Here is a 25311-nt window from a genome sequence, read left to right on the forward strand (position 1 = left end):
GCAGTGTGGCTGGTGTGACGAGTCTGTTCAGCGCGCGGTCACCCGGACCGGCAGGCTGGTGTAGGCGCAGTGGAAATAGCTGGGGCGCAGCACGGCGCGGTCCAGGTCGAACTCGTAGCTCTCCACCCGCGCCAGGAACTCCTCGACCAGCACGCGGATCTGCAGCCGCGCGATGTGCAGGCCGAGGCAGTGGTGCTGGCCCATGCCGAAGGCGAGTTGCTTGCGGATCGGTCGGTTCCAGATAAATTCTTCCGAGTTTTCATATTCGCGCTCGTCGCGGTTGGCGGAGTTGATCAATCCCGCAACGCGCTGGCCGGCGCGCATCGTTACCCCGGCGATTTCCACGTCCTCGTGTACCGTGCGCAGGAACCACTGGGCCGGCGCGCAATAACGCAGCATTTCCTCGGCGGCCACCGGTACGTTGGTGGCCAGGTCGGCGCGTACCTCGGCGAGCTGTTGCGGACGCCGCGAGAGTTCCAGCAGGCCCTGTGCCGCAACCTTGCCGGGGGTTTCCGTGTTGGCCACGAAAGCGCAGGTCAGCTGGTCGCAGATTTCCTCGTCGCGCAGGGCGCGGCCGTCGGGGTTGGTGCGGTAGTTGATCAGCCCGTCGAACAGCGGCGCACTGCCGTCCGCGCCCGCCGCCCGGCGCCGCGCCACCGAGGGCAGCATGAAGCGCTGCATGCGCAAGAACAGCTGGGCGTTGTCGATACCGCCGCGCTCCGGGTCGTAGGCGGTGGTGGCATTGACGGTCTCGAGGATCTCCGGCGCGAGGGCCGGGTCGATGTCGAACAGCCGGCAGGTCAGCAGTGCGCTGAGCATGCCGCCGTAGTCCAGGAACAGGTCGAACTCGCCGCGCGCCAGGCACGGCGCCAGCAATTCGCGGGTGGTGCGCCGCGCGAAGTCCTCCAGTTGCGCAACTGCACGCGGCGTGAACGGCTGCGCGTGGGCGCGGCGCACTTCGTCGTAGTGCGGGCTGTGCAGCAGGGTCATCGGCGCCATCGGGTCCAGCGAGGCCTGCGGCGGTTTGCCGGCGTGGTGCTGGCGCAATACCTCGGGCATGGGGATGGAGGACTCGGAGGAGACCAGCTTGCTGTTGTTCCGCGGCTGCAGCATGTCCTCGATATCGGCGTAGCGCGACAGCCAGTAGGTGTCGTACTGCGGCGTGTAGTACACCGGTTGCTGCGCGCGCAGCTTCTGGTAGTAGGGGTAGGGGTTGCCCATCACCGTGACGTCGAAGGGGTCGTAGCCGATATCGTCTGTGGTGCTCGCGGGCATGTCTTGTCCTTGATGGCGTGTTCCGGGGCGTTGGGCCCGCATGCTATCACCGTGTTAGCAGCGCACCGAAAACGCCCGTTGCAACGGGCCGCTGCGGGTAAAGGGACTAGCGTGGATAGCGTTCGCGCAGTGCGGCGAAGGCCTCGCCAGGGCCCTGTGACAGGCGCGCCTCGATCTGCTCGCACACCGCTTCCGGGTCGTGTTGCGAGGTGTCGATCTCCAGATCGTTGATGTCGTTGGCGTAGCTCGCCTCGTAGAACCAGGGACGCAGCCGGCCCAGGCGTTCGATGATGCGCTTGACCGGGTCGTCGTCGGCGAACTCCGCGGTGGGCATTTTCTTGTCCATCTTGCGCGAGGCGATGCGCTCCATCAGCACCTCGTAGGGCGGCTTGAGCGAGACCAGCGTCACCGGCAGGTCGCGCAGGCGCCAGATGCAGTCCTGCAGGATCGGCGGGTCGAGCAGCATGAGGTGGTCGATGATGATATTGCACTCGGCGCGCGAGGCCGCCGCCACCCACTCGTGGAAGGCGGCAAAGGCGCGCGTGCCCCACTCGCCGAACTGCCAGCGCAGGGCGCCGTCGGGGTCGCCCTCGTCAACCGGTACCGCCTGGAAGCCCTGCGCACACAGCGGGCCGTGGTGGCCGTACTTGGCGGGAAAGCTGCCGGCGAGGAAGTGGTCTATGCCAAACAGCAGCCAGAAATCCTGCGAGCGCTTGGCGAACAGTTCGCAGGCGGTGGATTTGCCGGAGCCCGAGGTGCCGGTGACGATGATGATCTGCCCGGCCATGTTCAGTCCCCGCTGCCCAGTACGATGTCGCCGCGGGCGATGCGCCGGAAGCGCAGGGCCGGCGCGAACTCCTGGTTGTCACCCCAGTGGGTGACGCCGTCCCAGTCCCAGCGCAGCAGCGACCAGACTACCGTGTGATCGGTGTAGCCGGTAAACACGAAGCCCTCGTCGATCTCACCCGTGGCTTCCACGGTTCGGCCGAGCTTGTCGGTGGCGGTGAACGTCACGCGCTTCGGTCCCAGGCGGTGATAGTCCTCGACGCTGCGCGTGCCGGAGACCATGCTGGACAGCTCGCCATCCTTCCAGATGAAACCGCCGATCACTTTCTGTTCGCGCCCCTTGCCCATAGCGATGGCGTGGAAAGCGCTGTTGTCGGCAATGCCCCAGAAATAACCGCCGCTGGAAAGCGAGGCGTAGTCGCGCTGGCCGAAGGAGGTGTCACGCATCGACAGGCAGTCGATGGCGAAGGTCTCGTCGCCGCTGCGCAGGGTGCCGGTCATGCGCCCGGGCTGCTCGATGTGGAACTTGGCGGTGGCGGTCTGGCCGGCGTCGCCGGTTTTCAGTTCGTGCAGCGGGCCGATGGCGTTCCACTCCAGCTCGAACTGCAGATCGTCGTGGTCGTAGCTGAGGCTGTAGCGGGTGAGCGGTTCCAGCACTTTCACCGCCAGCGAGTTGTTGGCGCGCATGTCGAACTTCTGCATCCCCGGGGGCAGCGCCTGCAGGTGCGCCCAGTTGTAGTGACGGCAGTTGTGCGTCTCCAGGCCGCTGGCGTCCCAGAGGATGGGGCCGCCGTTCAACATGTTCATGTTGGGGCGGAAGTAGTACTGGATCATGCCGTGGATGTGGCGCTCGGGGATGGACACCGAGAACCACACGCTCTCGTTCCAGTACGGGTTGTCGGTGGGGTTGTCGCAGAAACGGTCGGCGACGGGCAGCGTTTGCATGGCGATGTCCTCGTGGTTCCAGCGCGTCGATTACTCGACGACATCCAGCCGCAAGCGGGTCAGGCTCAGGGTGGCGATGCGCCACTGGCCGCCCTCGCGGCGATAGGTTTCGTGATAGTGGCCGCGGCCGACGATCGACTTCCAGCCCTCGCGCGGGTGGCGGTCCTCCCAGTCGATCACGTCCTGCATGGCCCAGATGCCGGTGGCGTTGTCGGCGTCGAGAATCTCGATCTCGGCGGTGAAGCCCTGGTGGCACGACACGGCGTTCTGCAGCGAATGGCGCAGGCTGTCTGCGAACGCCTCGCCACCCTCCAGCCAGGTCTCGCCGTCAGGGGATATCACGCGCATATCCCTGGTGAATACACTCGCGAGCTGCTTCCATTGCTTGGTGTCCATGTAGCGGAAGTAGCGTGCCTTCAGTGTGCGAATGGCCTCAATGGCGAGCAGTCGCTCGACGGCTTCCATGTGTCACTACCCCTCAGTGCGCCGCGGCGCGCGGCAGTCTATAGGCGCGCACGCTGTCGCCCGTGGTCTTGCCGTAGACGCTGTGACCGCCGGCGGGCACCACCAGGTATTGCTCGCCGTCGACCTCGTAGGTCACCGGCACCGAGTTGGCGGGGGCGGGCAGCGGTGCTTGCCACAGCACTTCCCCGCTCGCCGCGTCGAAGGCGCGCAGGGTGTTGTCCGTGGCGTAGCCGATGAACACCAGGCCACCGGCGGTGAGCAGGGGGCCGCCGGCGCCCGGCGCACCCAGGTTCCAATCCAGCGGAATCGGCGACAGTTCCTTGATGCTGCCCAGCGGCACTTCCCACAGGATCTTTTTCTGCACGATATCCAGTGCGGTGAGCGCTGCCCACGGCGGCTCGGAGCAGGGCGCACCGAAGATCGACAACAGCGGCTGGATCTCCGGCGCGTAGGGCGAGCCCTTGTTCTCGAACACCATCTTACCCGAGGCCTCGACTTTGAAACCGCCCTCCAGTTGCAGTTCGTCGCGCGGGATCAGGCGGATGATGTTCGGCACGCGGTTACTGGGCACAACCATCACGTGGCTGTGCGGGTCGTAGGCGCCGCCGCCCCAGTTGGGGCCGCCGCCGAAGGCCGGCGAGATGACCGTGCCCTGTAAGCTCGCGGGCATGTACGCGGGCCCCCACAGGTGTTCCTCCACCTTTTTCCGGCACAGGTGGCGGTCCAGCGGCGTGAAGCCCCAGACGTCATCGGGGGAAAAACCCTGCGGCGCCAGCGTCGGCATCCCCTGGGGGATGGGCTGGGTCGGCGAGAGCTGTTCGCCGGGCACCGCGCCGGTCTGCGGCACCGGCTGCTCGGCAATGGGTACCAGCGGTTCACCGCTGGCGCGGTCGAAGATGAACACCAGGCCCTGCTTGGTGTTCTGCAGCAGGGCCGGCACCAACCGCCCGTTCACCGGGTAGTCGATGAGCATGGGGCGGGTGGGGATGTCGTAGTCGAAGACGTTGTGGTGCACCAGCTGGTAGTGCCAGGCGACCTCGCCGGTTGCACCGCGCAGGGCGACCACCGAGGTGGTGTAGTGGTTGTCGCCGGGGCGGTTGCCGCCGTAGAAATCGTCGGAGGTGGACGTGGTCGGCAGGTAGACCAGGCCCAGCTTGTTGTCCACGGCCATCGAACTCCACACGTTGCCCTGGCCGAAGCCCTCCGTACCCTTGCCCCAGCTCGTCATGGCCGGGTCGTTGGGGTCGCGCGGCACGGGGTCGAACTGCCACAGCGGCGCACCGCTGCGCGCGTCGAAGGCGAGAACCCGGCCGCTGGGTGCGGCGACGCGCTGGCTGTCCACTACCGCCGAGGCGACCACCACCACGTTGCCTACCACTGCGGGGTCCGAGCCGGCGGCAACTTCACCGGTCCACAGCAGCGGCCGGTCGGTGGGCATGGCGACCACGCCGTCCTCGCCAAAGTCCTCGCAGGCCCTGCCGGTGGCGGCGTCGATGGCCAGCAGGCGGTAGTCGTCGGTGCCCAGGAACAGGCGCGAGCGACACTGCGTGCCCGCGGGCGCATCCCGGTCGACCCAGTGGCCGACGCCGCGGCACTTCTTGGTCATTGATGCCGAACGGCCCGGGTCGAAGGTCCACAACTCTTCGCCGCTCGCCGGGTCCAGCGCGATCACCCGGCGCTCGATGGAGCAGACGATAAGTTTGCCGTCCACGAGTCGCGGGTGGTCTTCGAAAGCCACCAGGCCCTGGAAGCCCTCCGGTGCCAGATCGCCGGTGTGGTACTCCCAGGCTAGTTCCAGTTCGCCGACGTTGGCGCGGTTGATCTGCTGCAGCGACGAGTATTTGGTGCCGGCCTGGTAGTCGTCGGCCCGGTTGCTGTCGAGCGCGGCACCGGCCTGGGCCTGGTTTGCCAGCAGCGCGACGCAGGCCAGGAACTTTATTCCCCGCGATACGGCGTCGCGCTTCACGCTGTCACCTCGTCGCGCACCGGCGCGTGGCTGCGCAGGCGCAGCAGGTTTGCCGCGCCGGCGAAGGTGGTCGCAGCGGCGATGTACATGTACAGGCTGAAACTGTCGGACAGGCTCAGGGTGAAGCTGAGCATAAGCGAACCCAGGCCGATGGCGACGCCGACGGCGCTGGTCAGCAACCCGAACACGCTGCTGTAGATGCCGATGGGGAAGTAGTCCGCCGTGGCGTAGGCCAGCACGTCCGCCTCGCCACCGAAGGACAAGCCGAGCAGGACTACGGCGAAACCCAGCGCCAGCAGCGACGTGGTATCCGATGCCAGTACAAGCAGGCCGATGGCGGGTAGGCCCATGACAATGGCCGAGACCAGGTAGGTGGGCATGCGGTCCAGGGCGACGCCGGCGCCGAAGCGCCCGGCGAGTACGCCCACAGCAAACACCGAGACCATGTAGCCGGCCTGCGTGGCGTTGACGCCGTGCTCCAGCAGCATGACCTTGACCTGGGAGAACGCCAGCGCGTGTGGCAGGCTGCACAGGAAGGCGGCGGCGAGCACGATCCAGAACACCGGGCTGCGCGCGATGCCGGCGTAGTCGCGGCGCGCGTCACGCTGCTGGCGCCGCTGTGCCGGCGCGACCTTCTCCCGCGGCAGCAGCGCCAGGGTGAGCAGCCCCATCACGATGGAGAACCCGGCCAGCACCTGGTAGCCGGCGCGCCAGCCGAAGGCCTCGTTGTAGGCGGTGAGCAGCGGGCTGGCGAGGGCGCCGGCGACCGCCGGGCCGCAGGCGCAGATGGCCAGCGCCATGCCGCGGGCCAGGCTGAACTGCTCCGCCACCACGCGGCTGTACACCGTGGTGGTGGTGCTCATGCTGGCCAGGGCCTGGAACAACACGATGGCGTAGAACACGCCGATATCGCCGCTCATGCTGCTGAGCAGGAGCAGGCTGGCGGGGTAGCCGATGATTCCCGGCAGGGCCACCAGGCGCACGCCGTAGAGGTCGGTGAGCCGGCCCACCAGCGGAATGAGCAGCAGGGTGACCAGGTTGATGGCGCCGACCAGGGCGAATTGTGACTTGCTCCAGCCGAAGGCGTCGATCAGGTAGGGCCCGAAAATGCTGGTGACATAGGCGTTGAGCGCCATGCCGGCGCTGAGCCCGATGGTGGCGGCGAGCAGCGGGCGCCAGCCCAGTCGGAACTCGCGCAGGTAGGCGGAAGTCGCGGGTGCCATGCTCAGTTTACCGTGAGGACGATTTTGCCGAGTTGGGTGTTGCCCTCGAGGTAGCGATACGCCTCGACCACCTCGGCGAGTGGGAAGGTGCTGTCGACCAGTGGCTGCAGCTTGCCGCTGGCAAGGCCGTTGCGAATGTAGTCGATGGCCGCCTCGCGCAGCGCCGGGTCCAGGAACAACTCGTAGGCGGCGTAACCGCGCAGGGTGAGGCCGTGGAACATGATGGGCTGCAGGGGCAGCGTGGCCTGGGTGCCGCCGAGTTCGCCGTAGAGAATCACCGTGCCGCGCGGTTGCAGCGCGCCGATGAGTCCCGCCAGTGCCTGGCCGCCGACCGCGTCGAACACCAGTGCCGCGCCCGCGCCATCGGTAATTTCCATGATTGTTGCTGGCACATCCTGTTCGTCGCTGACGATGACATGGGCGGCGCCCTGTTCCAGCAGGCGCTGGGCCTTGCCGCGGCCGCGGGTGACGGCGATGGGCACGGCCCCCTCGGCGCGAGCGATCTGGATCGCCGCCAGGCCCACCGAGGAGGAGGCCGCGGTGATCACCACGGTATCGCCGGCGGCGACACGCCCGACCGCGACCAGCGCGTAGGCGGTGAGGTACTGCATCCAGGTGGCGGCGGCCTCCACTGCGGACTGGTTATCCGGGCTGCGCACCAGCATGTTGGCGGGGTAGAGGATGACCTCGGCGCAGGTGCCGTACTGTTCCATGGACAGCCCGGGCAGGGTGGCGACGCGTTCACCTACAGACCAGCCCTCGACGCCTTCGCCGAGTGCCTGGATGCGCCCGGCGGCCTCGTAGCCGATGGTCGAGGGAAACTGTGGCGCGCCGAAGCCGCCGCTGCGGAACATGCTCTCGACCCGGTTCAGGCCGATGGCCTCGACGGTGATACTCACCTCGCCGGGGCCGGGCCGGGGTGCCGGCGACTGCTCGATCTGCAGTACTTCCGGTCCGCCCGTCCGATGGAAGCGAACGACATCTATCATTATGGGTATGCGCTCTTGGACTTGTAAGTAAACGCGCGTTAACCTAGCAACCGCCTCGAACCCAGTCAACCGATATCATTGGACCGACCGATGACCACTCCCGCGACCATCAAGCGGCGCGACCCGCAGCGCAGCCGGGCGAACATACTCGCCGCAGCCCAGGCGCTGTTCGCCGAACGCGGTTACGCGCAGACCGGCCTGCGCGAGATCGCCAGCCTCGCGGGGGTGTCCTCGACCCTGCTGGTGAAGTACTACGAGAGCAAGGCCGGGCTGTTCGAGGCGGCCCTGTCCAATGCTCTGGAACTGGAGTTCATCACCTCGGAGGATCGCTCGCGGTTCGGCGAGAACCTTGTGAGCGCGGTGCTCGACACCCGGCGCCCGATCACCATTCCCGCGATGCTTACATTGTCCATCGGCGATGCCGAGGCGGCGGCGATCTCCGCGCGCTTCGCCCGTCAGCACATTATCAAGCCGGTGGCGAAGTGGCTGGGGCCGCCGCGGGCCAGTGCACGTGCCTATACCATCCTCATGCTGAGTACCGGCTTTATCATCTACAACCGGCATATCCTGATCGAGGAATCCAGTCCCGCGCGGGCCAGCGTGGCCAACTGGCTGGCGCATACCGCCCAGGCTATCGTCGACGGCGACGAGAGCGCGCTTGAGGCCTACCAGCCCGCGTCCCGACGCTGATTGCAGCGCCCGCCGAGTCCGTCGCGCGCGGCATGCGCATGGATGTCAATGCGCGTGTGCTGGGACTATACTTCGCCTGAGAAACTGTTGGCCTCCCGGTGACGATGCGAGGCAGTGGTGCCAGCCTCACTGACAGTTTCCGCCGGGAAACGCAGCCGCAGTAGCACGGAAGCGGAGGTTGCATGACCACGCCCCTGGAAAATGATTTTCCCCCTCTCGTAGCGCCGGCCGGCGCCGGGACCTGACCGTCCGTGGATACCATCCTGGTCATCGATGCCGACGGCGACAGCCGCGATTTCCTGCGCGCCTCGCTGGAATCCGCTGGCTATCGGGTGGTCTGTGCGCCCGACGGTGGCACTGGCCTGGAACTGGTGCGCAACGATCTTCCCCAACTGGTCCTTTGCGACATCCTCATGCCGGTGGTGGACGGCTACGAATTTATCCGGCGCCTGCGCGCCGAGGCGGAGATCGCGGCCACGCCGGTCATATTCCACTCTGCGCTGAATACCGTCGAGGCGGCCTGCGAACTCGCCCACTTCGGCGGTGTCGTCCGCCTGCTGCCCAAACCCTGTGACCGCGAGGCGCTGCTGCGCGCCGTGCGCGAGACCCTGGAAGTGGCCGGGACCGCCGTGGCGCCCGAGGGGGTTACTGGCGAGCCGGCGGCACAGCTGCAAGCGGGCGTCTGCCCCTTGTCGGGAACAGTGCAGAGCCACCTGGTGCTGGGCCAGCGTATCGCCAGGTTGCTCGAACTGAGCCAGCAACTCGCCGCACAGGGCGACCCTGCCACGTTGCTGGGCACCGCCTGCGATGGCGCGCGGGAGCTCGCCGGGGCGGACTGCGCCCTGTTGATGGTTACCTCGGGCGACGGTGCGGTTGCGGAGCATGTCGCCACCAGCGGCGTCCCCGGTGCCTGTCGCGTGACGGAACCCGGTGGCGGCGTGCTCGACCGGGTCCTGTCCCAGGGGGTTAGCATCATCCTGGCGGGGGAGGACCTGCGTACGGCGCAAGCGGAACTGCCCGCGGACTTGCCGCTGGGCGCCGCGCTGCTGGTGGTGCCGGTGCCGGGACCGGTCACAAGAGCCCAGCGCAACCTCGGCTGGCTGTGCGTGACCGGCGTTGGCTTCAACGCGGAGGACGAGATGCTGGTGTCGCTGCTCGCGGCGCGGGCCGGGCGTTGCTACGCGGGCGCCTGCCCTGACCAGCACGCGCTGGAGCAGGTGGATCCGCTCGAGGAAGAGATCAGCCGGCACAACCGCACCCAGCTGCACCTGCTGACCCAGTTCGAGGTTTCCCAGGTACTGGCTACTGACGCGTCCTACGAGGAAATCGTGCCGGGCCTGTTGCGGGTGATCGGCGAGGCGCTGGAGTTCGCCGGCTGCTGGCTGTGGAGCTCCGAGGCCGAGGCAGGCCTGTTCCGCGTGCTCGATGGCTGGCACAGCGACCCGGGTGAGCTGGACGATTTCCGGCGCATCTCGCGCAACATCGAGGCGCGCGCGACCCAGAGCGAACTGCTGCAGTTGTCGATAGACGGCGACCTGGTCTGGGTCGAGGACCTGCCCGCGGACACGCGCTTCGAGCACGGCGGTCCCGTCAGCAAACTGTTCGAACGCTACGGCTGGCACGCCGTCATTTCGCTGCCGATCAACCTGCGCGGCGAGGTGAAGGGAATCCTGACGCTGTTACTGCCGCAGGCGCGTCCCCGCGACGATGTGCTGCTGGACGCGCTCATCGGTATCACCAACCAGATCGCGCAATTCCTCGAAGTCCGCCAGCAGCAGGAACACCTTGCCAAGCTCAACCGCCTGTACGCCATGCTCAGCGGCATCAATAACGCGGTAGTGCGGGTGCACGACCGCCACCGCCTGTTCCAGACTGCCTGCGACATCGCCGTCACCCACGGGAACTTCTGCCAGGTGTGGATCGGCCAGTTCCACGACGACGGTGACCTCGGCGGCATCCTGGTATCCAACCGCACCGCGGAACATGAACTGGGTCCGGGCCAACTGGAGCAGATGTTGTCCAGCGAGCGCAACCGCGATGCAGTGCGCCGGGCGCTGGAGCGGCGCCGTCCGGTGATCGACAACGCCATCCAGCGCGAGGGCGATGAACACCGCGATATCCCGCTGGCGCTGGAGGCGCAGCAGCGCGGCTGTCACTCGGCGGCGATGTTCCCGCTGCCGGGCAACCACGGTCTCGGCGGGCTGGTCGTGTTGTATGCACGGGAAAAGGATTTCTTCGACGAGCAGGAAGTCGCCCTGCTCGAGGAGTTCGCCTCTGATATCGCTTTTGCCGAGCAGTACCTGCGCAATGAAGAGCGCCTCAACCATCTCGCCTACAGCGACGCACTGACCGGCCTGAAGAACCGCACTGCGCTGTACGACCGGCTCGCCGGATTGACCGCGGGCGGCGAGGGCGGCGCGCCGTTTGCGCTGATCCTGGCCAATATCAGCGGTTTTCACGATATCAACGAAGCGCTGGGGCACAGCAATGGCGACGCGCTGCTGATCCAGGTCGCGCGCATGCTGGAGGAGTGTGCCTGGGAGGCGGACTTCGTCGCCTGCCTCGGCGGCGACACCTTTGCCCTGGTCATGCTCAACAGCGTCGGTCGCGTGCAGGTCGACCGGGTGATGGACAAGATCCAGCGCAACCTGCAGAACGGGTTCGTGGTGGCGCGGATTCCGGTCAACGTGGAGATGAGCATGGGCGTGGCGCTCTACCCCGAGCACGGCGCCAGCGCCGAGCTGCTCTGGCAACGCGCGGATATCGCCCTGCGCCAGGCGCGCCAGCGCTATCTCACCAGCCTCTACTACGCCAGCGATCTCGACAGCCACGACCCGGCGCAGATCGCGGTAATCGGCGAGCTGCGCAACGCCATCGACCGCAACCAGTTGTGCCTGCACTACCAGCCAAAAATCGACCTGACCAGTGGCGAGGTGACCGGGGTGGAGGCACTGGTGCGCTGGCAGAGTCCGCAGCATGGCCTGTTGTATCCCGACAAGTTTATCCCGTTCGCCGAGCAGACCGACCTGATCAACCCGCTCACCTACTGGGTGGTGCACACGGCGACGCGACAGGTGTTCGCCTGGAAACAGCGCGGCCTGGACCTGGAGCTGTCGGTGAATATTTCTGTACGCAACCTGCAGAACCCGCGCCTGAGCAGCGAGATACTGGCGTTGGCGCGCGACGCGGGCATCCCGCTGGAACGCCTGTTCCTGGAGGTGACCGAAAGCGCGATCATGACCGACCCGTTCCACGCCATCGACGTGCTGGGGCGCTTGCGCGACGTCGGCATCCGGCTGTCGCTGGATGACTTCGGCATCGGCCAGTCGTCACTCAGTTACCTGAAGAACCTGCCCTTCAACCGCCTGAAGATCGACAAGGCCTTCGTGATGGACCTGGAGGAACCGAGCAACCAGGTGATCGTGCAGGGGGTGATCGCCATCGCCCATGGACTCGGCCTCAGCGTCACTGCGGAGGGGATCGAAGACCAGGAAATGCTCGAGCGGGTTGCCGGTTACGGCTGCGATTACGGCCAGGGCTATCACATCAGCAAGCCGATGCCGGCGGAACAGATTCCGGACTGGATCACCCGGCGCCGCCGGCCGTTGGCGGCCTCCTGAACAGGCGGCCGGCCCGCGGGCCGGCCGCATTCTAACCTCCTTTTCCTACAGGCCGCTGGGGACCGCCGGACCCGGGTCGACGGTAATCGAGCGAATATTCCATCCGCCGGTCCACCCGGTGTCTGCATGGTTGTTGGGCCACGGCGTGCCGTTGCGGCTTTCAAGCTGGCTCAACTCGAGGCTGAACGGGTTGGCCATACCGACCAGGAAGCGCGTGCCGGTGGGGTCCGCCTCGTCGGGACGCACGATGCGGTAGCCGTAGTTCAGGCCATTGCCGGCGCCGCCGGTGTCTGCCACGTAGAACTGGTTTCCGCCCGGCGCGTGACAGTACAGGTCGGCACCCCACTGCGACCGGCTGTCCTGGCCGAAAATCGTATAGCCGAGGTCCAGCGTGCCGAAGCACATGCGCTGGTCGGCGGGGTTGGCGGGGTTGTTCAGGTTAGCCGCCCAACTGTAGGAGCTGAGGTACAGGTAGTCGAGGTAGGGCGCCTCCTCCGCCTTGAGCTGCCCGGCGACGCTCATGCCCATGCCGCAAGGGCCGTCGCCGGTGGGACTCGGGTAGCTGGGTGTCCAGCCGGTGGCGACATCGACAAAATCGCCGGCGGCGTCGCTCCAGGTTGGCAGGGTGGGTTCGCCGCAGAGCAGTTCGATCGCCGCGGTGTCGATGCCGAGATCGGGCTGGATCGGGGCGCGCCAGAAAGTCGCCGCGCGGTTGGTCAACAGCAGCAGCCGAGCGGGCTGGCGCAGCGAGTAGCCGAAGCCAGCGCAGTAGGACGCGAGGCAGTAGGTGTGCAAAGTGGCGCCGTAGCCTGCGACATGCAGCGAGGACCAGTAGAGGTAACCGTCGGCGTTGAAGGCGACGATGGCGCCGCCGGAGGTGTTGGCTAACAATGCGCGGTCCGGTTCATAGGCGCCGAAGTCGAAGACCTTCTGCCAGTTGCCGGCATCGGCCGTGGTCAGTCCGGCCTCCCCGAACAGCGGACTCAGCCACACGCCGGAGGCCTCGCCGGGATCGAAGCTCGGCTGGGTGGTGCTGGCGGCGATGCGGTAGCGGCCCTCCGTGTCCGGGCCGACCAGGGTGAACTCGCGCGGGTCGCCGTCGAGCATGCCGACCTCCTGGAACTGGAACACCTGCAGCCGCCGCAGTTCGGGGAACTGCGATGGCGCGGTGCTGCCGGTCCAGCGTAACAACCGGCCGGTATCGCCGCTGGCGGAGCGCACGCCGAGGTAGAGATTGGCCGGCGTGCCGAAGTTGAAGCCTTTGCGCACATTGACGTAACCGCCGTACTGGCGCGAGCCGATATAGCGGGGTCCTTCGCCGCTGGTGTCGAAGGCGAGAATGAGCACGCCGAAGCCCAGTGCCGGGCCGCCACAGAACACGACCTGCTGATCGGGCGTCGGGGCACAGAAGCGGAACCCGGTCAGCTGCGAAGCCGCGGCCGCCGCGGCTGAACCCGCGGGCGTGTAGTCGGTGAGGACGCCGGTGTCACGATTCAACTCGTAGACGCGCGGTTGGCGCCAGTCGCCGCTGGGCGCGCGAAATCCCAGTTCCTTGGCAATCTGGCTCTCGCCGAATTCACAAAAATATTCGGGGCTGTTTGGCGCCGGGCACTGCCAGACCGTGTCCACGCCCTCTTCAAATACACACCCCGGTGCGGGTGCCGGGTCGGCCACCGGCGTTGCACTTGCTTCCAGGGGGAACGGCTCCGCGTCGTATTCCGCGGGCGTCGGTTCAAAAGAGCCGAGACCGAAACCGCCGGTGACACAGGCGGGGTTGGCGACCGTGCCGAACCACAGTCGGTGGCCCTCGCCAGGCTCACTGTCGGGCAGCTTCACCTGCGCAACCCCCCACGGGTACGACTGGTTCTGCTTGCGGCGGCTGTTCACGCACTCCCCGCCGGACGGGGTCGGGTAGGGTTCGCCGATGCCGGCGAAACACTCGTCGCCGCCGCTGCCGTCGCTACCTGGGGACAGCCCGAAGTTGGGGCTGGCATCGCTGGCCTGGGTAAGGATCTGGATGCTGGCGGGGGTCGTCGCCTGGGCATTGTCGAGTTCGCCGGCGGCGGCGCGCAGCGCGCTCAGGTCCGCGGCGGGCATGCTGCCGATGCGGTGGCTGGCGGCGTCGACGTCGATGCCGGCTGGCGGAACCGTGAACGGTCCGTAGACCTCGGCGCCGGCAGCGAATGCACCGCTGACGGCGCAGCTGAGGAGTGTGGCACAGAAATATCTTATTCCCTTCATCAGAGACTCTCCGTTTTCTCTCAATCTGGCGGGATGAAATTGTTGGTTGGACTGGCCAGAGCTAGCGGTCAAGGTGGAAACACGTCCCTCAACGCCATTCGAGTATATGTGGAGCAAAACCGGGTTGCGTAGACTGTTTTCTCGCGAGGAGAGACCCGTGATATAACTTTTAGCCTGTTTTTACAGGGGTTTTTTGCGATATTGGCCCGTGTGGGTAGTTGCCTGGCGTCATCTACCACCTTGGAGGTAGTTACCTTGCGGGCGCGCGCCGTCGCGGGCACACTCCCCGCTGTTATTCTGGTCGAGATTGCAGCCGATGAAATTTCCCCATGCGCTAATACCCCCACTATTCCTGTTGGTTGCCTGTTCGCCCGGTGAGGAAACCGGCCAGTCCGCAGCGCAGGCGGTGACCGCCGCGCCGGCGGGGGCGGGGCCGGGCGAGGCACGCGAGTTTATCGCCGGCGTCGAGCGCGATCTGGAGGAGTTCGAAACCTATTCGAACCACGTCAGCTGGGTGCGCGCCAACTTCATCACCTACGACACCGACTGGTTGTACACCCGGGTAGACGCCGAGGAGACCCGGCTCGCCGTGGACAACGCCCAGCAGGCGCGGCAGTTCGAGTCGGGGGCACTGCCCGAAGACCTGCACCGCAAACTGAATTTCCTGAAACTCAAGGTCAACCTGCCCGCCCCTGCACGCGAGGGCGCCGCGGCGGAGCTTGCCGAGGTGAATACGCGCATGGTTTCGCGTTTCGCGACCAGCCGCGTGGATGTCGACGGCGAACAGCTGGCGATCAACGACCTCGAGGAGCGCGTGCGCGTCGAACAGGACCCGGCAGTGCTGGCGCAGTTGTGGTCGGACTGGCGGGCGCAGACGCGCCCGATGCGCGAGGACTACGTGCAGATGGTGGAACTGGCCAATGCCGGCGCACGCGAGCTGGGCTACGACGATGCCGGCGCCATGTGGCGCTCGCGCTACGAACTCGCCCCGGACGCGTTCGCCGCGGAGACCGACCGGCTGTGGAGCCAGGTGAAGCCGCTGTACGAGCAGTTGCACTGCCATGTGCGGGCGCGACTCAACGAGGTCTACGGCGACGAGGTGGTGCCGCTGGACCAGCCCATCCGCGCAGATCTGCTGGGCAATATGTGGGCGCAGGAGTGGGGCAACATCTATTCCCGTGTGGCCCCCGCAGACCAGCCCCTGGCAGTGGACCTGGACAAAGCCCTGGTGGAAAAGGGATACACGCCGCTGAAGATGATGCAGGCCGGCGAGGCGTTTTTTTCCTCACTGGGCTTCGAACCGTTGCCGCAGACGTTCTGGGAGCGCTCGCTGTTCACCCAACCGCGCGACCGCGACGTGGTCTGCCATGCCTCCGCCTGGAACCTCGACGGGCGCGATGATATTCGCATCAAGATGTGTACTCGCGTGACCAGTGACGATTTCACCACCGTGCACCACGAACTCGGCCACAACTACTACCAGCGCGCCTACAAGGACCAGGACTTTCTGTTCCGCGGCGGCGCCAACGGCGGTTTCCACGAGGCGATCGGCGATCTGGTGGCGCTGTCCATCACGCCCGAATACCTGCAGCGCATCGGTCTGATCGACACCGTGCCCGACGCCTCCGCCGACCTCGGCCTGCTGTTGCGCCAGGCCCTGGACAAGATCGCCTTCCTGCCCTTCGGTCTGTTGATGGACAAGTGGCGCTGGCAGGTGTTTTCTGGCGAGGTCTCGCCGCAGGAGTACAACGACGCCTGGTGGGCACTGCGCGAACAGTACCAGGGCCTGCGCCCGCCGGTGGCGCGCGACGCCGCGGATTTCGATCCGGGTTCGAAGTACCACATCGGCGGCAACGTCTCCTACACCCGTTACTTCATCGCGCGCATCCTGCAGTTCCAGTTCCACCGCGCCGCCTGCGAGGCCGCCGGCTGGCAGGGTCCGCTGCACCGCTGCTCGATCTATGGCTCCGAGGCCGCCGGCGCGAAACTGCGCGCGATGCTCGAACAGGGCCGCGCCCGGCCCTGGCCGGAACTGCTCGAGGGGTTCACCGGCAGCCGCGAGATGGATGGTTCGGCGATTATCGAGTACTTCGCGCCGCTGTCCGCCTGGCTGGAAGAGCAGAACGCCGGGCGGCAGTGTGGGTGGTAAAAAAGTGGGGTCGGATCAAGCTTCCCCAACCGGCCCCCAAACCGGCGCCCCGCGCTCCTTGCGCAGCGAACGCACCTGTCTGCCGTCGATGTCGGTAACCCCATACTGTTGCGCCAGCTCGGCGCTGATGTAACTGCCGCCGGACTTCTCCATCAACGCGGGGTCCTGCGCCAGGGCGGCAATCACGCGCCCCGGGAACTCGGTGGAACTGCCCTCGGCACTATTCAACTGCTGGGCCATGCCCTGCACCTTGCTCAGGTTATCCACCGCGCGCTCGGTGCGCGTAAACCCCTGCCACAGCGACAGCGAGGCGACGCCGTGGGGCGCCAGTTCGATCGCCATGTCCCGGGCCATACGGTCGGTGGCGGTCTTCGTGGTGCCGAAGATCACGTCGTAGGTGTAGGTGACTCCCACGTAACCGGATAAAGCGACGATCAAGCCGCTGCCCTGCGGCACCATGATGCGCGCCGCGTGCCAGGCGGCGATGAAGGCGGCGCGCACGCCGGTGTCGAAAATCGCCCAGTTTTCCAGGGATTTTTCCCAGAAGCCGGCGCGGCGGGTCATCTCGTCAGGAATCGCCATGGCATTGTTGACCAGGATGTCGAGGCGACCCTGTTCTTCCCTTACGCGCTCGAACAGCTGCGCGATCTGGGCGTCATCAGTTAGATCCAGCGGCACGCCGATACCCCTGCCGCCGCGCGCGTTCACCGCCGCCACGCTCTCTTCCAGGCTGCCGGGCAGCGCGTGCGAGCCGGGAGTCAGCGAGCGACCGGTGACATAAACCGTGGCGCCGTGTTCCGCCAGCGCCAGGGCGATGCCCTTGCCGATGCCGCGGGTGGCCCCGGTGACCACCGCAACCTTTCCTGCCAGTGCGCGCATGGTGGTCCCCTCAGGGTAGCTGCGGTTCGCGCCGGTTGGTCAGCGGCCGGCGATAGGAGATGTCCTCGGGCGAGCGCGCGGCACTGCCGTTGAGCGCGACGTCCGGCAGGTCCCCGAATGGCGGTTCCATGCCCGGGCCCACCTGCTGCCATTCGATCACGTTGGTGCGCAGGGCGATCTTCCACTGGCCGGCGCGGCGTTCCAGGCGGTCGACATAGCGGCCGCCGGCCATCCAGTTGGTCTCATCGCGATTGCGCCCGACGAAGAAATAATAGGTTTCGGTGTGTGCCGTATCACCTTCCAGGTCGATGGTGAGGTTGAGCAGGTTGTGCTGGGTAGCGAACTGGCCGGCCTCGTGCAGCGGCCCGGCCCAGTCGTAGCACTGTGCCGCGCTGCCGACGAAGGGGCCGGCGGCGATCACCGCATCGTCGTGGAAGGCGGAGAGAAACAACGCGCGGTCGAGGCGGTCGATACCGCGGCTGAACCGCGTCAGGCACTCGGCGATGTCCTGCTTGTCGAGCAGTTCCTGCAGGCGGTCTAGAGGGTTATTCATGGCTGCTACTCCTGATGGGCTGCCAGATCGGCGCGCCGCGTGTATCGCGCAGCGAGGGAATGCGGTTGCCGTCGATATCCGTGACGCCGTACACGTCCGCCATTTCCGCGGTGATGAAGGTGCCGCCGGAATGGCGCATGACCTCGGGGTCCGCGGCGAGGGCGGCGATCACTCTGCCGGGGTGTTCCGGCGTGCAGCCGTCCTGCATCCGGGTGGACGCGCGGCCCTCCAGTCCTGGGATATTGGCCAGGTTGCGCTGGGCGCGCTCGGTCAACGTCAGGCCCTGCCACAGGGAGATCGAGCACACGTTGTGCGGCTCCAGTTCCACGGCCATGTCGCGGGCCATACGGTCGACCGCCGACTTACAGGTGCCGAAGATGGTGCCGTAGGTATAGCTGACGCCGGTGTAGCCGGAGATGGCGACGATCAGCCCGCTGCCCTGCGGCGCCATGATCTGCGCGGCGTGCCAGGCGGCGACGAAGTTGGAGCGCACGCCCACCTCGAACATCTGCAGGTTGCTCAGGGGTTTTTCCCAGAAGCCGCCGGGGTCGGTGAGGTCATCGGGCAGGGCGAAGGCGTTGTTGACCAGGATGTCGAGCCGGCCGGCCTCACTGCGCACGCGCTGGAACAGGGCTGCGACCGCGGCGTCGTCGGCGTGGTCCACCGCCACGCCGATGCCCTTGCCGCCCCGGGTATCGCACTGCGCGGCGGTCTCGCCGACCGTGCCGGGGAGCGGGTAGCTGCCGGCCTCGACTGTGCGGCCGGTGACGTAAACCGTGGCGCCTTCCGCCGCGAGGGCGAGAGCGATGCCCTTGCCGATACCGCGGCTGGCACCGGTAACCACGGCGACCTTGCCTGTCAGTGTTCCCATATTGGTTTGCCTTTTTCTTCGGTAGGTTTATCGCTGTTGCGGGTGGCCAAGACTTTAGGGGACTTGTCGGGGGAACACAAATGGTCGCCGCGTTAAGCATTCCCTGAAGTCGCATCGTCGCGTTGGCAATGGCTGCTCGGGAGTTGGCGATGCAGATCGCGCCAAAAATATGGCAGGGAAGCGTCGTGTGCGAGGTGTGTCTGGTAAGGTAGTGTTTTCCCCGTCCCCGGTGAGTGTTATGCCCGACGTCGAACCCCTGCTGCTGACCATAGCCGCGATTACCACCCGCCAGCAGAACCAGTCCCTGACCAATGCCACCGGGTTTTTCTTCCGTCGCGGGGAGCGCCTGTTCCTGGTCACCAGTCGCCACGTGGTGATCGACGAAGGCGCGGGCCACCGCCCGGAGAGCCTGCAAATCGTGCTGTTCGACGACGCCGCCAACCTGGCCAGCACCACCGGTTTTTCCATACCGCTGTACCGCGATAGCGAGGCGTTGTGGAAACAGGCCAGCGACAGTGCCGGCCTGATCGATGTGGCAGTGATAGAAATCGACCAGGCGGCGCTGCCCGAGCCGACCGTGTTCACCGCCTTCACCCCCGACACATTGTGTCCCTCCGACGCAGAGGTGGAGGTGGGTACGGCGCTGATGGTGGTGGGGTTCCCGCTGGGTTTTGCCGACACCCTGCACCACCTGCCGGTGGCGCGCCAGGCGGGGCTGGCTTCCTCCTTCGGCCTGCGCTTCCAGGGAATGGGGTATTTCCTCACCGATGCACGCACCCACCGCGGCATCAGCGGCGCGCCGGTAGTCATGCGCGTGGACAGCGGCCCGGCGTCGCAGCCGGAATTTCACTGGCAATTGCTCGGCGTGCATTCGGCGCGGCTGGATGTCGGCACCCGCGACCTGCAGCAGGACGAGGCGCTGGGCCTGAACTGTGCCTGGTACGCGGATATCCTGCTGACGCTTACCGAGTAGGGCTGACGCTTGTTGAGTTGGTAATAGGCGGGCCTGCTACAGGTCCAGGCCGGCAACCAGTTCCAGGCAGCGACGTCGCGCCTGGTGGTCGTAGATATGGGAGACCAGCATCAGCTCGTCGGCGCCGGTCGCCGCAATAAACTCACGCATTTCCCTCGCCACCGTCTCCGCCGAGCCGACCGCCGTACAGCGGGTCATCTCCGCCAGCCCCTGGCGTTCCGCCGCGGTCAGCGACTCGGCGAAGCCCGGCAGCGGCGGCGGCATCTTGCCGGGCTGGCCCCGGCGCAGGCGGGCGAAGGACTGCAGCATGGATGTTTGCAGCAGCTGCGCCTGCTCGTCGCTGTCTGCGGCGAACACATTGTAGCCGAGCATCACGTACGGGGCCTGCAACTGCTCCGAGGGCTGGAAGCGCTCCCGGTACAGCGCGATGGCCATCTCCATGTAGTCCGGTGCAAAGTGCGAAGCGAAGGCAAAGGGCAGGCCGAGCTGTGCCGCGAGGCCCGCGCCGTACAGGCTGGAGCCGAGAATCCACAACGGGATATCCGTCCCCGCCCCGGGAGTGGCGACCACCGCCTGGCCGGGCTGCGGCGGGCGCAGGTAGTTGCGCAGCTCGAGCACGTCCTGGGGGAAATCGTCGACAGTGCCGCGCAGGGTGCGGCGCAGGGCCTGTGCCGTGCGCTGGTCAGTGCCCGGTGCACGGCCGAGGCCGAGGTCGATACGCCCTGGGTAGAGCTCCGCGAGGGTGCCGAACTGTTCGGCGATCACCAGCGGCGCGTGGTTGGGCAACATGATGCCGCCGGCGCCGAGGCGGATGCGGCTGGTCACCTGGCCCAGGTGGCCGATGACTACCGCGGTGGCGGCGCTGGCGATGCCCGCCATGTTGTGGTGTTCGGCCACCCAGTAGCGAGTGAACCCCAGCCGCTCGGCGAGTTGCACCAGGTCCTGTGCGTTGCGCAGGGCATCCGCCGGGGTGCTGCCCTCGGTTACCGGGACGAGGTCGAGAATCGAAAGTGCAGTCATGGGCGGATTATACCGCCTGGAAGTGGCCTCGGGTTCACTCGCCGTCGAGAATGAACTGTGCGGCGCGGTAGCCGATCATCATGCTTGGGGCGTTCAGCGCCGACACCGGCACCACGGGCATCACCGAGGCGTCGGCGATGCGCAGGTTGGGCACGCCGCGCAGGCGCAGGCGGGTATCCACCGGGGCGTCGTCGGTCTCGCCCGTGCTGCAGGTGCCGGAAAAATGGAATACGGTGATGGTGGCGGCGCGCACCCATTTTTCCAGTGTCTCGCGGTCGTCGCTGGCGACGGCCTTTGAAAGCAGCTGGTTGCCCCAATCGCGCAGGCTTTCCTGTTCGGCCATGCGCGCGGCGTGTCTGACGCCGGCAACCAGGGTCTCCATGTCCGTGGGGTCTGCGTAATAGGCGAGGTCGATGGCGGCGGTGTCGCGAACGTCGCGCGAGCGCAGGCGCACCCGCCCGCGCGAGACCGGCTTGCCGAGGATGACCACAAGGCCATAGACCTGCTGGGTAAAGCGCGTCAGGTAGGGGAGTTTGAAGGCCAGTTCCACCAGGGCGCGCAGCGCGCCGCGCAGGAAGCGGCTGCGGTACAGGCCGCCCGGCAGCGCCATCACCGGCACCATGCGGCGCAGCGTGTACTTCACTACCGAGCCCAGCGACATGAGTACGAAGCAGGTGTCGGCCTGGCCTTCGGGCAGGTCCAGTTGCGGGTTCATGCGGTCGAAGCCGTAGACCTGCGGGTAGTGGAAATCCACTGGCTTGTTGCCCCGGTAGAACACGCAAACGCTGGGGTGGTCCTGCAGATTTGCGCCGACGGCCGGGGCTTCGAGCACCGTGGGTATGTCGAAGCGCGCCAGTTCCTCGCGCGGGCCGACGCCGGAAAGCATCAGCAGTTTGGGTGTTTCCAGGGCGCCGGCGCAGAGGATCACTTCGCGGCCGATACCGGCCGTGTGCAGTTCGCCGTCCCGCTCGTATTCCACGGCGATTGCCCGTCGCTCGTTATCGAAGAGGATGCGCTGCGCGCGGGCGTTGGTGCGGATGGTGAGGCGCTCGAGTTTTGCCTCGCGGCCGAAGAGATAGGCGGTGTAGGAGCTGCGCCGCTGCTCGCCGCGGAAGTTCATGTCGTTGTAGCCCATGAAACCGCACAGGTCGCCGTCGTTGAGGCCGTCCTTGCGCGCAAAGCCGACCTTTTCCGCAGCTGCCAGCGCCGCGCTGGTGAAATCGGTGGGACCGCGGTGGCTAACTTCCAGGCGCTGTTCCAGCGCGTCGAAGCTCGGCGCCACGTCGTCCCAGTGCCAGCCCGCGGGCCACTGGGCGAAGTCGCGGCGGTCGCCGCGGGTGTAGACCATGCCGTTGACCGAGCCGGAGCCGCCGAGGCCGGTGCCGGTGCCCGCGTAGATCTTCCGTTTGCCGGCGTGGGGCTGTGTTTCCGAGAGGCGGTCCCACATGGTGGCGTCGTTGGCGAAAGCGAGCTTGAAACCGTCGGCGCTCAGCACTTCCGGGTGCTCGTGGCCGGACTCGCCGCACTCCAGCAACAGCACGCTGCCGGTACCTTCTTCGGTCAGCCGGCCGGCGACCACGCAGCCGGCGGAACCGCCGCCGATGACGACGTAGTCGTAGTGCTCCGAGCCTGTCATGCGTGCCCCCTGGTGATCGGATTATTGTATGATTTTTGTTGCGGTCGGATCGGGGTTGGCTCCCTGAACCCGCGTCCTGGCGCATCCCCAGGCCGCTGCGTATCCCCGCACCGCCGCCTATGTTAGTGAGGCATGAAGATAATGTATAGAGTGACGAACAGTGTCGTGTGCGTTGGGCTGCTGTGTCGTGCCCCGGGATTGCCGCTGTGAGTCGTGGGTCCGGTCTCGACGACATTCCCGACGCGCGCGACGGCCTCACGCGCAAGGAGCGCGCCGTGCTGTACTGCCTGCACCAAACCCAGGCGGAGTCGGGTGGCCGCAACGTGCCGACGATCATGCTCTACGGGCGGGTGCTCGAACTGGTGGACATGAGCGAGGCGGAGTTCCAGGCTATTCTCTCGCGGATGGCCGGCATGACGCGGCCGTCGAGTGAGCAGGAGGACTGGTAGCGCGCCGCCGGCCAGCGCCGGCCGTTTGTCCGTACAAGAAAATATTTTTGTCTGTCGTTGCCCGATTCCCTTTTGCTGCGGCCAAGGCAGCGAGTAGAATCCCCCATCAGTGATTTTTCCATAACTATAAAGCCCCTCACTGGAGGTACGCACCGTGCACGCACCGCGCCTTTTGACCTGTGCCATCGCCGCTGTCCTGGCCGTTCCCGTCTACGCACAATCCCAGCTGGAGGAAGTCGTCGTTACCGCGCAGCGCCGCGCGGAAGCCTCTCGCGACGTGCCGATTACGGTCACCACGCTCAGCAGTGAACAGCTGGCCACCGCCAATATCACTACGCTGTCGGACACCGCCAAGCTGACTCCCGGCCTGCGCTTCGATACCCAGGGTCCGTCCATGCAGCCGACGATTCGCGGCGTGGGCACCGCCATCACCACCTCCGGCGGCGGTCCCAACGTGGGCATCTATGTCGACGGCTTCTTCCAGGCCAACAGCTACGTGGCGGACTTCGACCTGCTGCGGGTGAAAAACGTGCAGGTACTGAAGGGGCCGCAGGGCACCCTGTTCGGCCGCAACACGACTGGCGGCGCGATTATCGTGACCACTGACGATCCGAGCACGGAGACCGCCGCGGAGGCGCGCCTTACCTACGGCAGCTACAACCGGCAGGTGGCACAGGGCTATGCCACCTTCGGCCTGGCGGATAACGTGGCGATGGATATCGAAGGCATGTATCGCACGGGTGATGGCTATTTCGACGACAAGCTCAGCGGCGACGACAAGATCGGCGAATACGAGAGCTGGTCCGTGCGCCTGGGCCTGAAGTGGGACATCTCCGACGACGTCTCGCTGCTGTTGCGCTACACCAAGACCGACAAGGACGACCCCACCACCCAACTCACCAACGCCTTCGTCGATGACGGCGACGCTGGCTTCCTCAGCCAGGTCTCCGCCGCCGGCCGGGCCGTCTACGGCGTGGACGATACCCGCGGGCTGCCGCTGGTGTATTTCTACGCGCCATTCGCGGTACCCGTGCCGACCAAGCCCGGCGACGTCGCGCTCAACCCGCCGGTGGAGTTCAAGACCGAGTCCGATATTTACCAGGCGACGGTGAAGGCGGACCTCGGCTTTGCTTTGCTGACCTCCTACACGCAGTACCGGGAGGACAGCTCGCCCTACTACGCGGACCTCGACGCGACCGCGATCCCGATCTTCAACCTGTACGTCGGGCCGGACGACGAGAGCTTCTCCCAGGAGTTCATCCTCGCCTCCAACACGGATTCCGCGCTGCAGTGGACGGCGGGCCTCAACTACTACGAGATCGAGGACACCTGGGACGTCGACGCCTCCTTCGGTGGCGCGCCTTTCTTCGACTACGGCGGCTCCACCACCACGACCAAGTCCTGGGCGGCCTTCGTGGACGCGACCTACCAGGTCTCCGACAACTGGTTCGTCACCCTCGGCGGGCGCTACAGCGACGACCGGGTGGAGGACGCGAGCTTCGACACCAACCCGTTCACCTTCTTCTACGAGGGCCCCAACGGCGAATTTATCCCCTTCACCGGGGCGCCGGGCACCGTGATTCCGGTGGATGACCTCAAGAACGACGACTTCACCCCGCGCATCGTGCTGCGCTACACGCCCACGGACGATTCCAGCATCTACGCCTCGTATACCGAGGGCTACAAGGCGGGCATCCTGAACGTCGGCGGCTTGTCGCAGAAGCCGGTGGAGCCGGAGGAGATCGAGGCCTGGGAAGTGGGTTACAAGTTCGACAACCGCGTGCTCGCGCTGGAACTGGCCGGCTACTACTACGACTACAAGAACCTGCAGGTGTCGAGCTACCAGAGCGGCGCGGCGCAGATCCGCAACGCCGCGTCGTCGGAAATCTACGGCCTGGATGCGCAGCTGCGCTGGCAGGTCAGCGGTGACTTCAGTGTGTACTCCGGTGTGGCATGGACCCACGCGCGCTACGAGTCGTTCACCAACGCGCCGTACTACAGCTATTGCGACCCGACCGCGGATGCCACCAGCCTGCTCTTCTGCCTGCCGGCCGAACTGGGCGGCCTGGGCGCCGGCTCGCTGGTGCAGTCGCTCACCGATGCCTCCGATGGCGAGATGCAACGCGCACCGGAGTGGACGGGCAACCTGGGCGCCAGCTACGACATTCCCCTGGGCGGCAGCCTGCTGACCCTGTCGGGCAACATCTACTACACCTCCGAGTTCTACTTCGACCCCGAGCAGCAGTTCCGCCAGGAGGATTACACGCTGGTGTCCCTGCGCGGGCAGTGGACCGACGCCAGCGGCCGCTACACCGTGGCCGTATTCGGCGACAACGTGACCGACGAGGACTACCGCACCCAGGTGCTCTTCAACACCCTGGGTATCGGCAGCGTGTGGGGCGCGCCGGCGACCTGGGGTATCTCGCTGGGTATGAATTTCTAGTCCGGACAATAAACAGCGGTTCTGGGCGGGGATGTCTCTCTCGGGAGAATCCCCGCCTGCATTTTCTAGGGATAGTGCATTTTTTGACGCAGGTCATGTCGCGACAGCGTGACCTGGAGGAACCTCTTGGGCGATCTC

At 66.4% G+C, this 25311-nt stretch carries 19 protein-coding genes; 6 read left to right on the forward strand and 13 right to left on the reverse strand.

The window, feature by feature from the left end; translation table 11 throughout:
* Nucleotides 1-27 precede the first annotated feature (27 nt).
* The 7 genes from E4634_RS16930 to E4634_RS16960 form a co-directional block, all read right to left on the reverse strand.
* Nucleotides 28-1275: a cytochrome P450 gene (locus E4634_RS16930; RefSeq protein ID WP_167854953.1), complete on the reverse strand. Its 1248-nt coding sequence runs from the start codon at nucleotides 1273-1275 to the stop codon at nucleotides 28-30.
* A 106-nt stretch (nucleotides 1276-1381) separates the two neighbouring features.
* Nucleotides 1382-2062, reverse strand: a complete 681-nt coding sequence (locus tag E4634_RS16935) for a phosphotransferase-like protein (RefSeq protein ID WP_135445844.1) — start codon at nucleotides 2060-2062, stop codon at nucleotides 1382-1384.
* A 2-nt stretch (nucleotides 2063-2064) separates the two neighbouring features.
* Complete coding sequence (locus E4634_RS16940; RefSeq protein ID WP_135445845.1) at nucleotides 2065-3006, reverse strand: DUF7064 domain-containing protein; 942 nt, start codon at nucleotides 3004-3006, stop codon at nucleotides 2065-2067.
* A gap of 30 nt (nucleotides 3007-3036) precedes the next feature.
* Nucleotides 3037-3471 (reverse strand): nuclear transport factor 2 family protein, encoded by a 435-nt coding sequence (locus tag E4634_RS16945; protein WP_135445846.1) that lies wholly within the window; start codon nucleotides 3469-3471, stop codon nucleotides 3037-3039.
* Nucleotides 3472-3484: 13 nt separating this feature from the next.
* Nucleotides 3485-5437, reverse strand: a complete 1953-nt coding sequence (locus tag E4634_RS16950; protein ID WP_135445847.1) for a pyrroloquinoline quinone-dependent dehydrogenase — start codon at nucleotides 5435-5437, stop codon at nucleotides 3485-3487.
* Nucleotides 5434-6660 (reverse strand): MFS transporter, encoded by a 1227-nt coding sequence (locus E4634_RS16955; protein WP_135445848.1) that lies wholly within the window; start codon nucleotides 6658-6660, stop codon nucleotides 5434-5436. The genes E4634_RS16950 and E4634_RS16955 overlap by 4 nt, the downstream gene beginning before the upstream one ends.
* 2 nt (nucleotides 6661-6662) lie before the next feature.
* A complete protein-coding gene (locus E4634_RS16960) occupies nucleotides 6663-7649 on the reverse strand; it encodes a zinc-dependent alcohol dehydrogenase family protein (protein ID WP_135445849.1) in 987 nt (328 codons plus the stop codon).
* 90 nt (nucleotides 7650-7739) lie between these two features.
* Between E4634_RS16960 and E4634_RS16965 the strand changes: the two genes are divergently transcribed.
* Complete coding sequence (locus tag E4634_RS16965; protein ID WP_135445850.1) at nucleotides 7740-8339, forward strand: TetR/AcrR family transcriptional regulator; 600 nt, start codon at nucleotides 7740-7742, stop codon at nucleotides 8337-8339.
* A gap of 251 nt (nucleotides 8340-8590) precedes the next feature.
* Nucleotides 8591-11959, forward strand: a complete 3369-nt coding sequence (locus E4634_RS16970) for an EAL domain-containing protein (protein ID WP_135445851.1) — start codon at nucleotides 8591-8593, stop codon at nucleotides 11957-11959.
* A 45-nt stretch (nucleotides 11960-12004) separates the two neighbouring features.
* Here E4634_RS16970 and E4634_RS16975 read toward each other — a convergent pair whose 3' ends face one another.
* Nucleotides 12005-14200 carry a hypothetical protein gene (locus E4634_RS16975; protein WP_135445852.1) on the reverse strand — a complete coding sequence of 732 codons (2196 nt, stop codon included), beginning with the start codon at nucleotides 14198-14200 and terminating at the stop codon, nucleotides 12005-12007.
* Nucleotides 14201-14516: 316 nt separating this feature from the next.
* On the opposite strand from E4634_RS16975, the gene E4634_RS16980 reads away from it, so the two are divergent.
* Nucleotides 14517-16349, forward strand: coding sequence for a M2 family metallopeptidase (locus tag E4634_RS16980; protein ID WP_135445853.1), 1833 nt, complete (start codon nucleotides 14517-14519; stop codon nucleotides 16347-16349).
* Between the two features lie 15 nt (nucleotides 16350-16364).
* Here E4634_RS16980 and E4634_RS16985 read toward each other — a convergent pair whose 3' ends face one another.
* The 3 genes from E4634_RS16985 to E4634_RS16995 are packed head-to-tail and all read right to left on the reverse strand — an operon-like array spanning nucleotide 16365 to nucleotide 18652.
* Nucleotides 16365-17228 carry an SDR family NAD(P)-dependent oxidoreductase gene (locus E4634_RS16985; RefSeq protein ID WP_135445854.1) on the reverse strand — a complete coding sequence of 288 codons (864 nt, stop codon included), beginning with the start codon at nucleotides 17226-17228 and terminating at the stop codon, nucleotides 16365-16367.
* A 10-nt stretch (nucleotides 17229-17238) separates the two neighbouring features.
* Nucleotides 17239-17781 (reverse strand): nuclear transport factor 2 family protein, encoded by a 543-nt coding sequence (locus E4634_RS16990; protein ID WP_135445855.1) that lies wholly within the window; start codon nucleotides 17779-17781, stop codon nucleotides 17239-17241.
* Nucleotides 17774-18652 carry an SDR family NAD(P)-dependent oxidoreductase gene (locus E4634_RS16995; protein ID WP_135445856.1) on the reverse strand — a complete coding sequence of 293 codons (879 nt, stop codon included), beginning with the start codon at nucleotides 18650-18652 and terminating at the stop codon, nucleotides 17774-17776. The genes E4634_RS16990 and E4634_RS16995 overlap by 8 nt, the downstream gene beginning before the upstream one ends.
* A gap of 238 nt (nucleotides 18653-18890) precedes the next feature.
* Between E4634_RS16995 and E4634_RS17000 the strand changes: the two genes are divergently transcribed.
* The gene (locus tag E4634_RS17000; protein ID WP_135445857.1) at nucleotides 18891-19625 is read left to right on the forward strand and encodes a S1 family peptidase; all 735 of its coding nucleotides are present in this window, start codon (nucleotides 18891-18893) and stop codon (nucleotides 19623-19625) included.
* A 36-nt stretch (nucleotides 19626-19661) separates the two neighbouring features.
* Here the strand turns inward: E4634_RS17000 and E4634_RS17005 are convergent, their stop codons facing one another.
* Both E4634_RS17005 and E4634_RS17010 read right to left on the reverse strand, forming a co-directional pair.
* Nucleotides 19662-20645, reverse strand: a complete 984-nt coding sequence (locus E4634_RS17005; RefSeq protein WP_135445858.1) for an LLM class flavin-dependent oxidoreductase — start codon at nucleotides 20643-20645, stop codon at nucleotides 19662-19664.
* Between the two features lie 34 nt (nucleotides 20646-20679).
* On the reverse strand, nucleotides 20680-22281 hold the full coding sequence (locus E4634_RS17010) for a GMC family oxidoreductase (RefSeq protein WP_135445859.1): 1602 nt from the start codon (nucleotides 22279-22281) through the stop codon (nucleotides 20680-20682).
* Between the two features lie 206 nt (nucleotides 22282-22487).
* Between E4634_RS17010 and E4634_RS17015 the strand changes: the two genes are divergently transcribed.
* A complete protein-coding gene (locus tag E4634_RS17015) occupies nucleotides 22488-22730 on the forward strand; it encodes a hypothetical protein (protein WP_167854954.1) in 243 nt (80 codons plus the stop codon).
* Nucleotides 22731-22884: 154 nt separating this feature from the next.
* Nucleotides 22885-25173, forward strand: a complete 2289-nt coding sequence (locus E4634_RS17020) for a TonB-dependent receptor (RefSeq protein WP_206046923.1) — start codon at nucleotides 22885-22887, stop codon at nucleotides 25171-25173.
* Nucleotides 25174-25311: the final 138 nt, after the last annotated feature.

Origin of the sequence: Mangrovimicrobium sediminis, assembly GCF_004745945.1 — a bacterium.
Classification (GTDB): Bacteria; Pseudomonadota; Gammaproteobacteria; order Pseudomonadales; family Halieaceae; genus Mangrovimicrobium; species Mangrovimicrobium sediminis.

What these genes read in the sequence shown, in the direction of transcription:
- E4634_RS17000 (WP_135445857.1), top strand. Translation starts at nt 18,891, where the DNA reads ATGCCCGACGTCGAACCCCTGCTGCTGACCATAGCCGCGATTACCACC.
- E4634_RS16930 (WP_167854953.1), bottom strand. Translation starts at nt 1,275, where the DNA reads ATGCCCGCGAGCACCACAGACGATATCGGCTACGACCCCTTCGACGTC.
- E4634_RS16995 (WP_135445856.1), bottom strand. Translation starts at nt 18,652, where the DNA reads ATGGGAACACTGACAGGCAAGGTCGCCGTGGTTACCGGTGCCAGCCGC.
- E4634_RS16955 (WP_135445848.1), bottom strand. Translation starts at nt 6,660, where the DNA reads ATGGCACCCGCGACTTCCGCCTACCTGCGCGAGTTCCGACTGGGCTGG.
- E4634_RS16965 (WP_135445850.1), top strand. Translation starts at nt 7,740, where the DNA reads ATGACCACTCCCGCGACCATCAAGCGGCGCGACCCGCAGCGCAGCCGG.
- E4634_RS17005 (WP_135445858.1), bottom strand. Translation starts at nt 20,645, where the DNA reads ATGACTGCACTTTCGATTCTCGACCTCGTCCCGGTAACCGAGGGCAGC.
- E4634_RS16945 (WP_135445846.1), bottom strand. Translation starts at nt 3,471, where the DNA reads ATGGAAGCCGTCGAGCGACTGCTCGCCATTGAGGCCATTCGCACACTG.
- E4634_RS16980 (WP_135445853.1), top strand. Translation starts at nt 14,517, where the DNA reads ATGAAATTTCCCCATGCGCTAATACCCCCACTATTCCTGTTGGTTGCC.
- E4634_RS16985 (WP_135445854.1), bottom strand. Translation starts at nt 17,228, where the DNA reads ATGCGCGCACTGGCAGGAAAGGTTGCGGTGGTCACCGGGGCCACCCGC.
- E4634_RS16975 (WP_135445852.1), bottom strand. Translation starts at nt 14,200, where the DNA reads ATGAAGGGAATAAGATATTTCTGTGCCACACTCCTCAGCTGCGCCGTC.
- E4634_RS16940 (WP_135445845.1), bottom strand. Translation starts at nt 3,006, where the DNA reads ATGCAAACGCTGCCCGTCGCCGACCGTTTCTGCGACAACCCCACCGAC.
- E4634_RS17010 (WP_135445859.1), bottom strand. Translation starts at nt 22,281, where the DNA reads ATGACAGGCTCGGAGCACTACGACTACGTCGTCATCGGCGGCGGTTCC.
- E4634_RS16960 (WP_135445849.1), bottom strand. Translation starts at nt 7,649, where the DNA reads ATGATAGATGTCGTTCGCTTCCATCGGACGGGCGGACCGGAAGTACTG.
- E4634_RS16935 (WP_135445844.1), bottom strand. Translation starts at nt 2,062, where the DNA reads ATGGCCGGGCAGATCATCATCGTCACCGGCACCTCGGGCTCCGGCAAA.
- E4634_RS16990 (WP_135445855.1), bottom strand. Translation starts at nt 17,781, where the DNA reads ATGAATAACCCTCTAGACCGCCTGCAGGAACTGCTCGACAAGCAGGAC.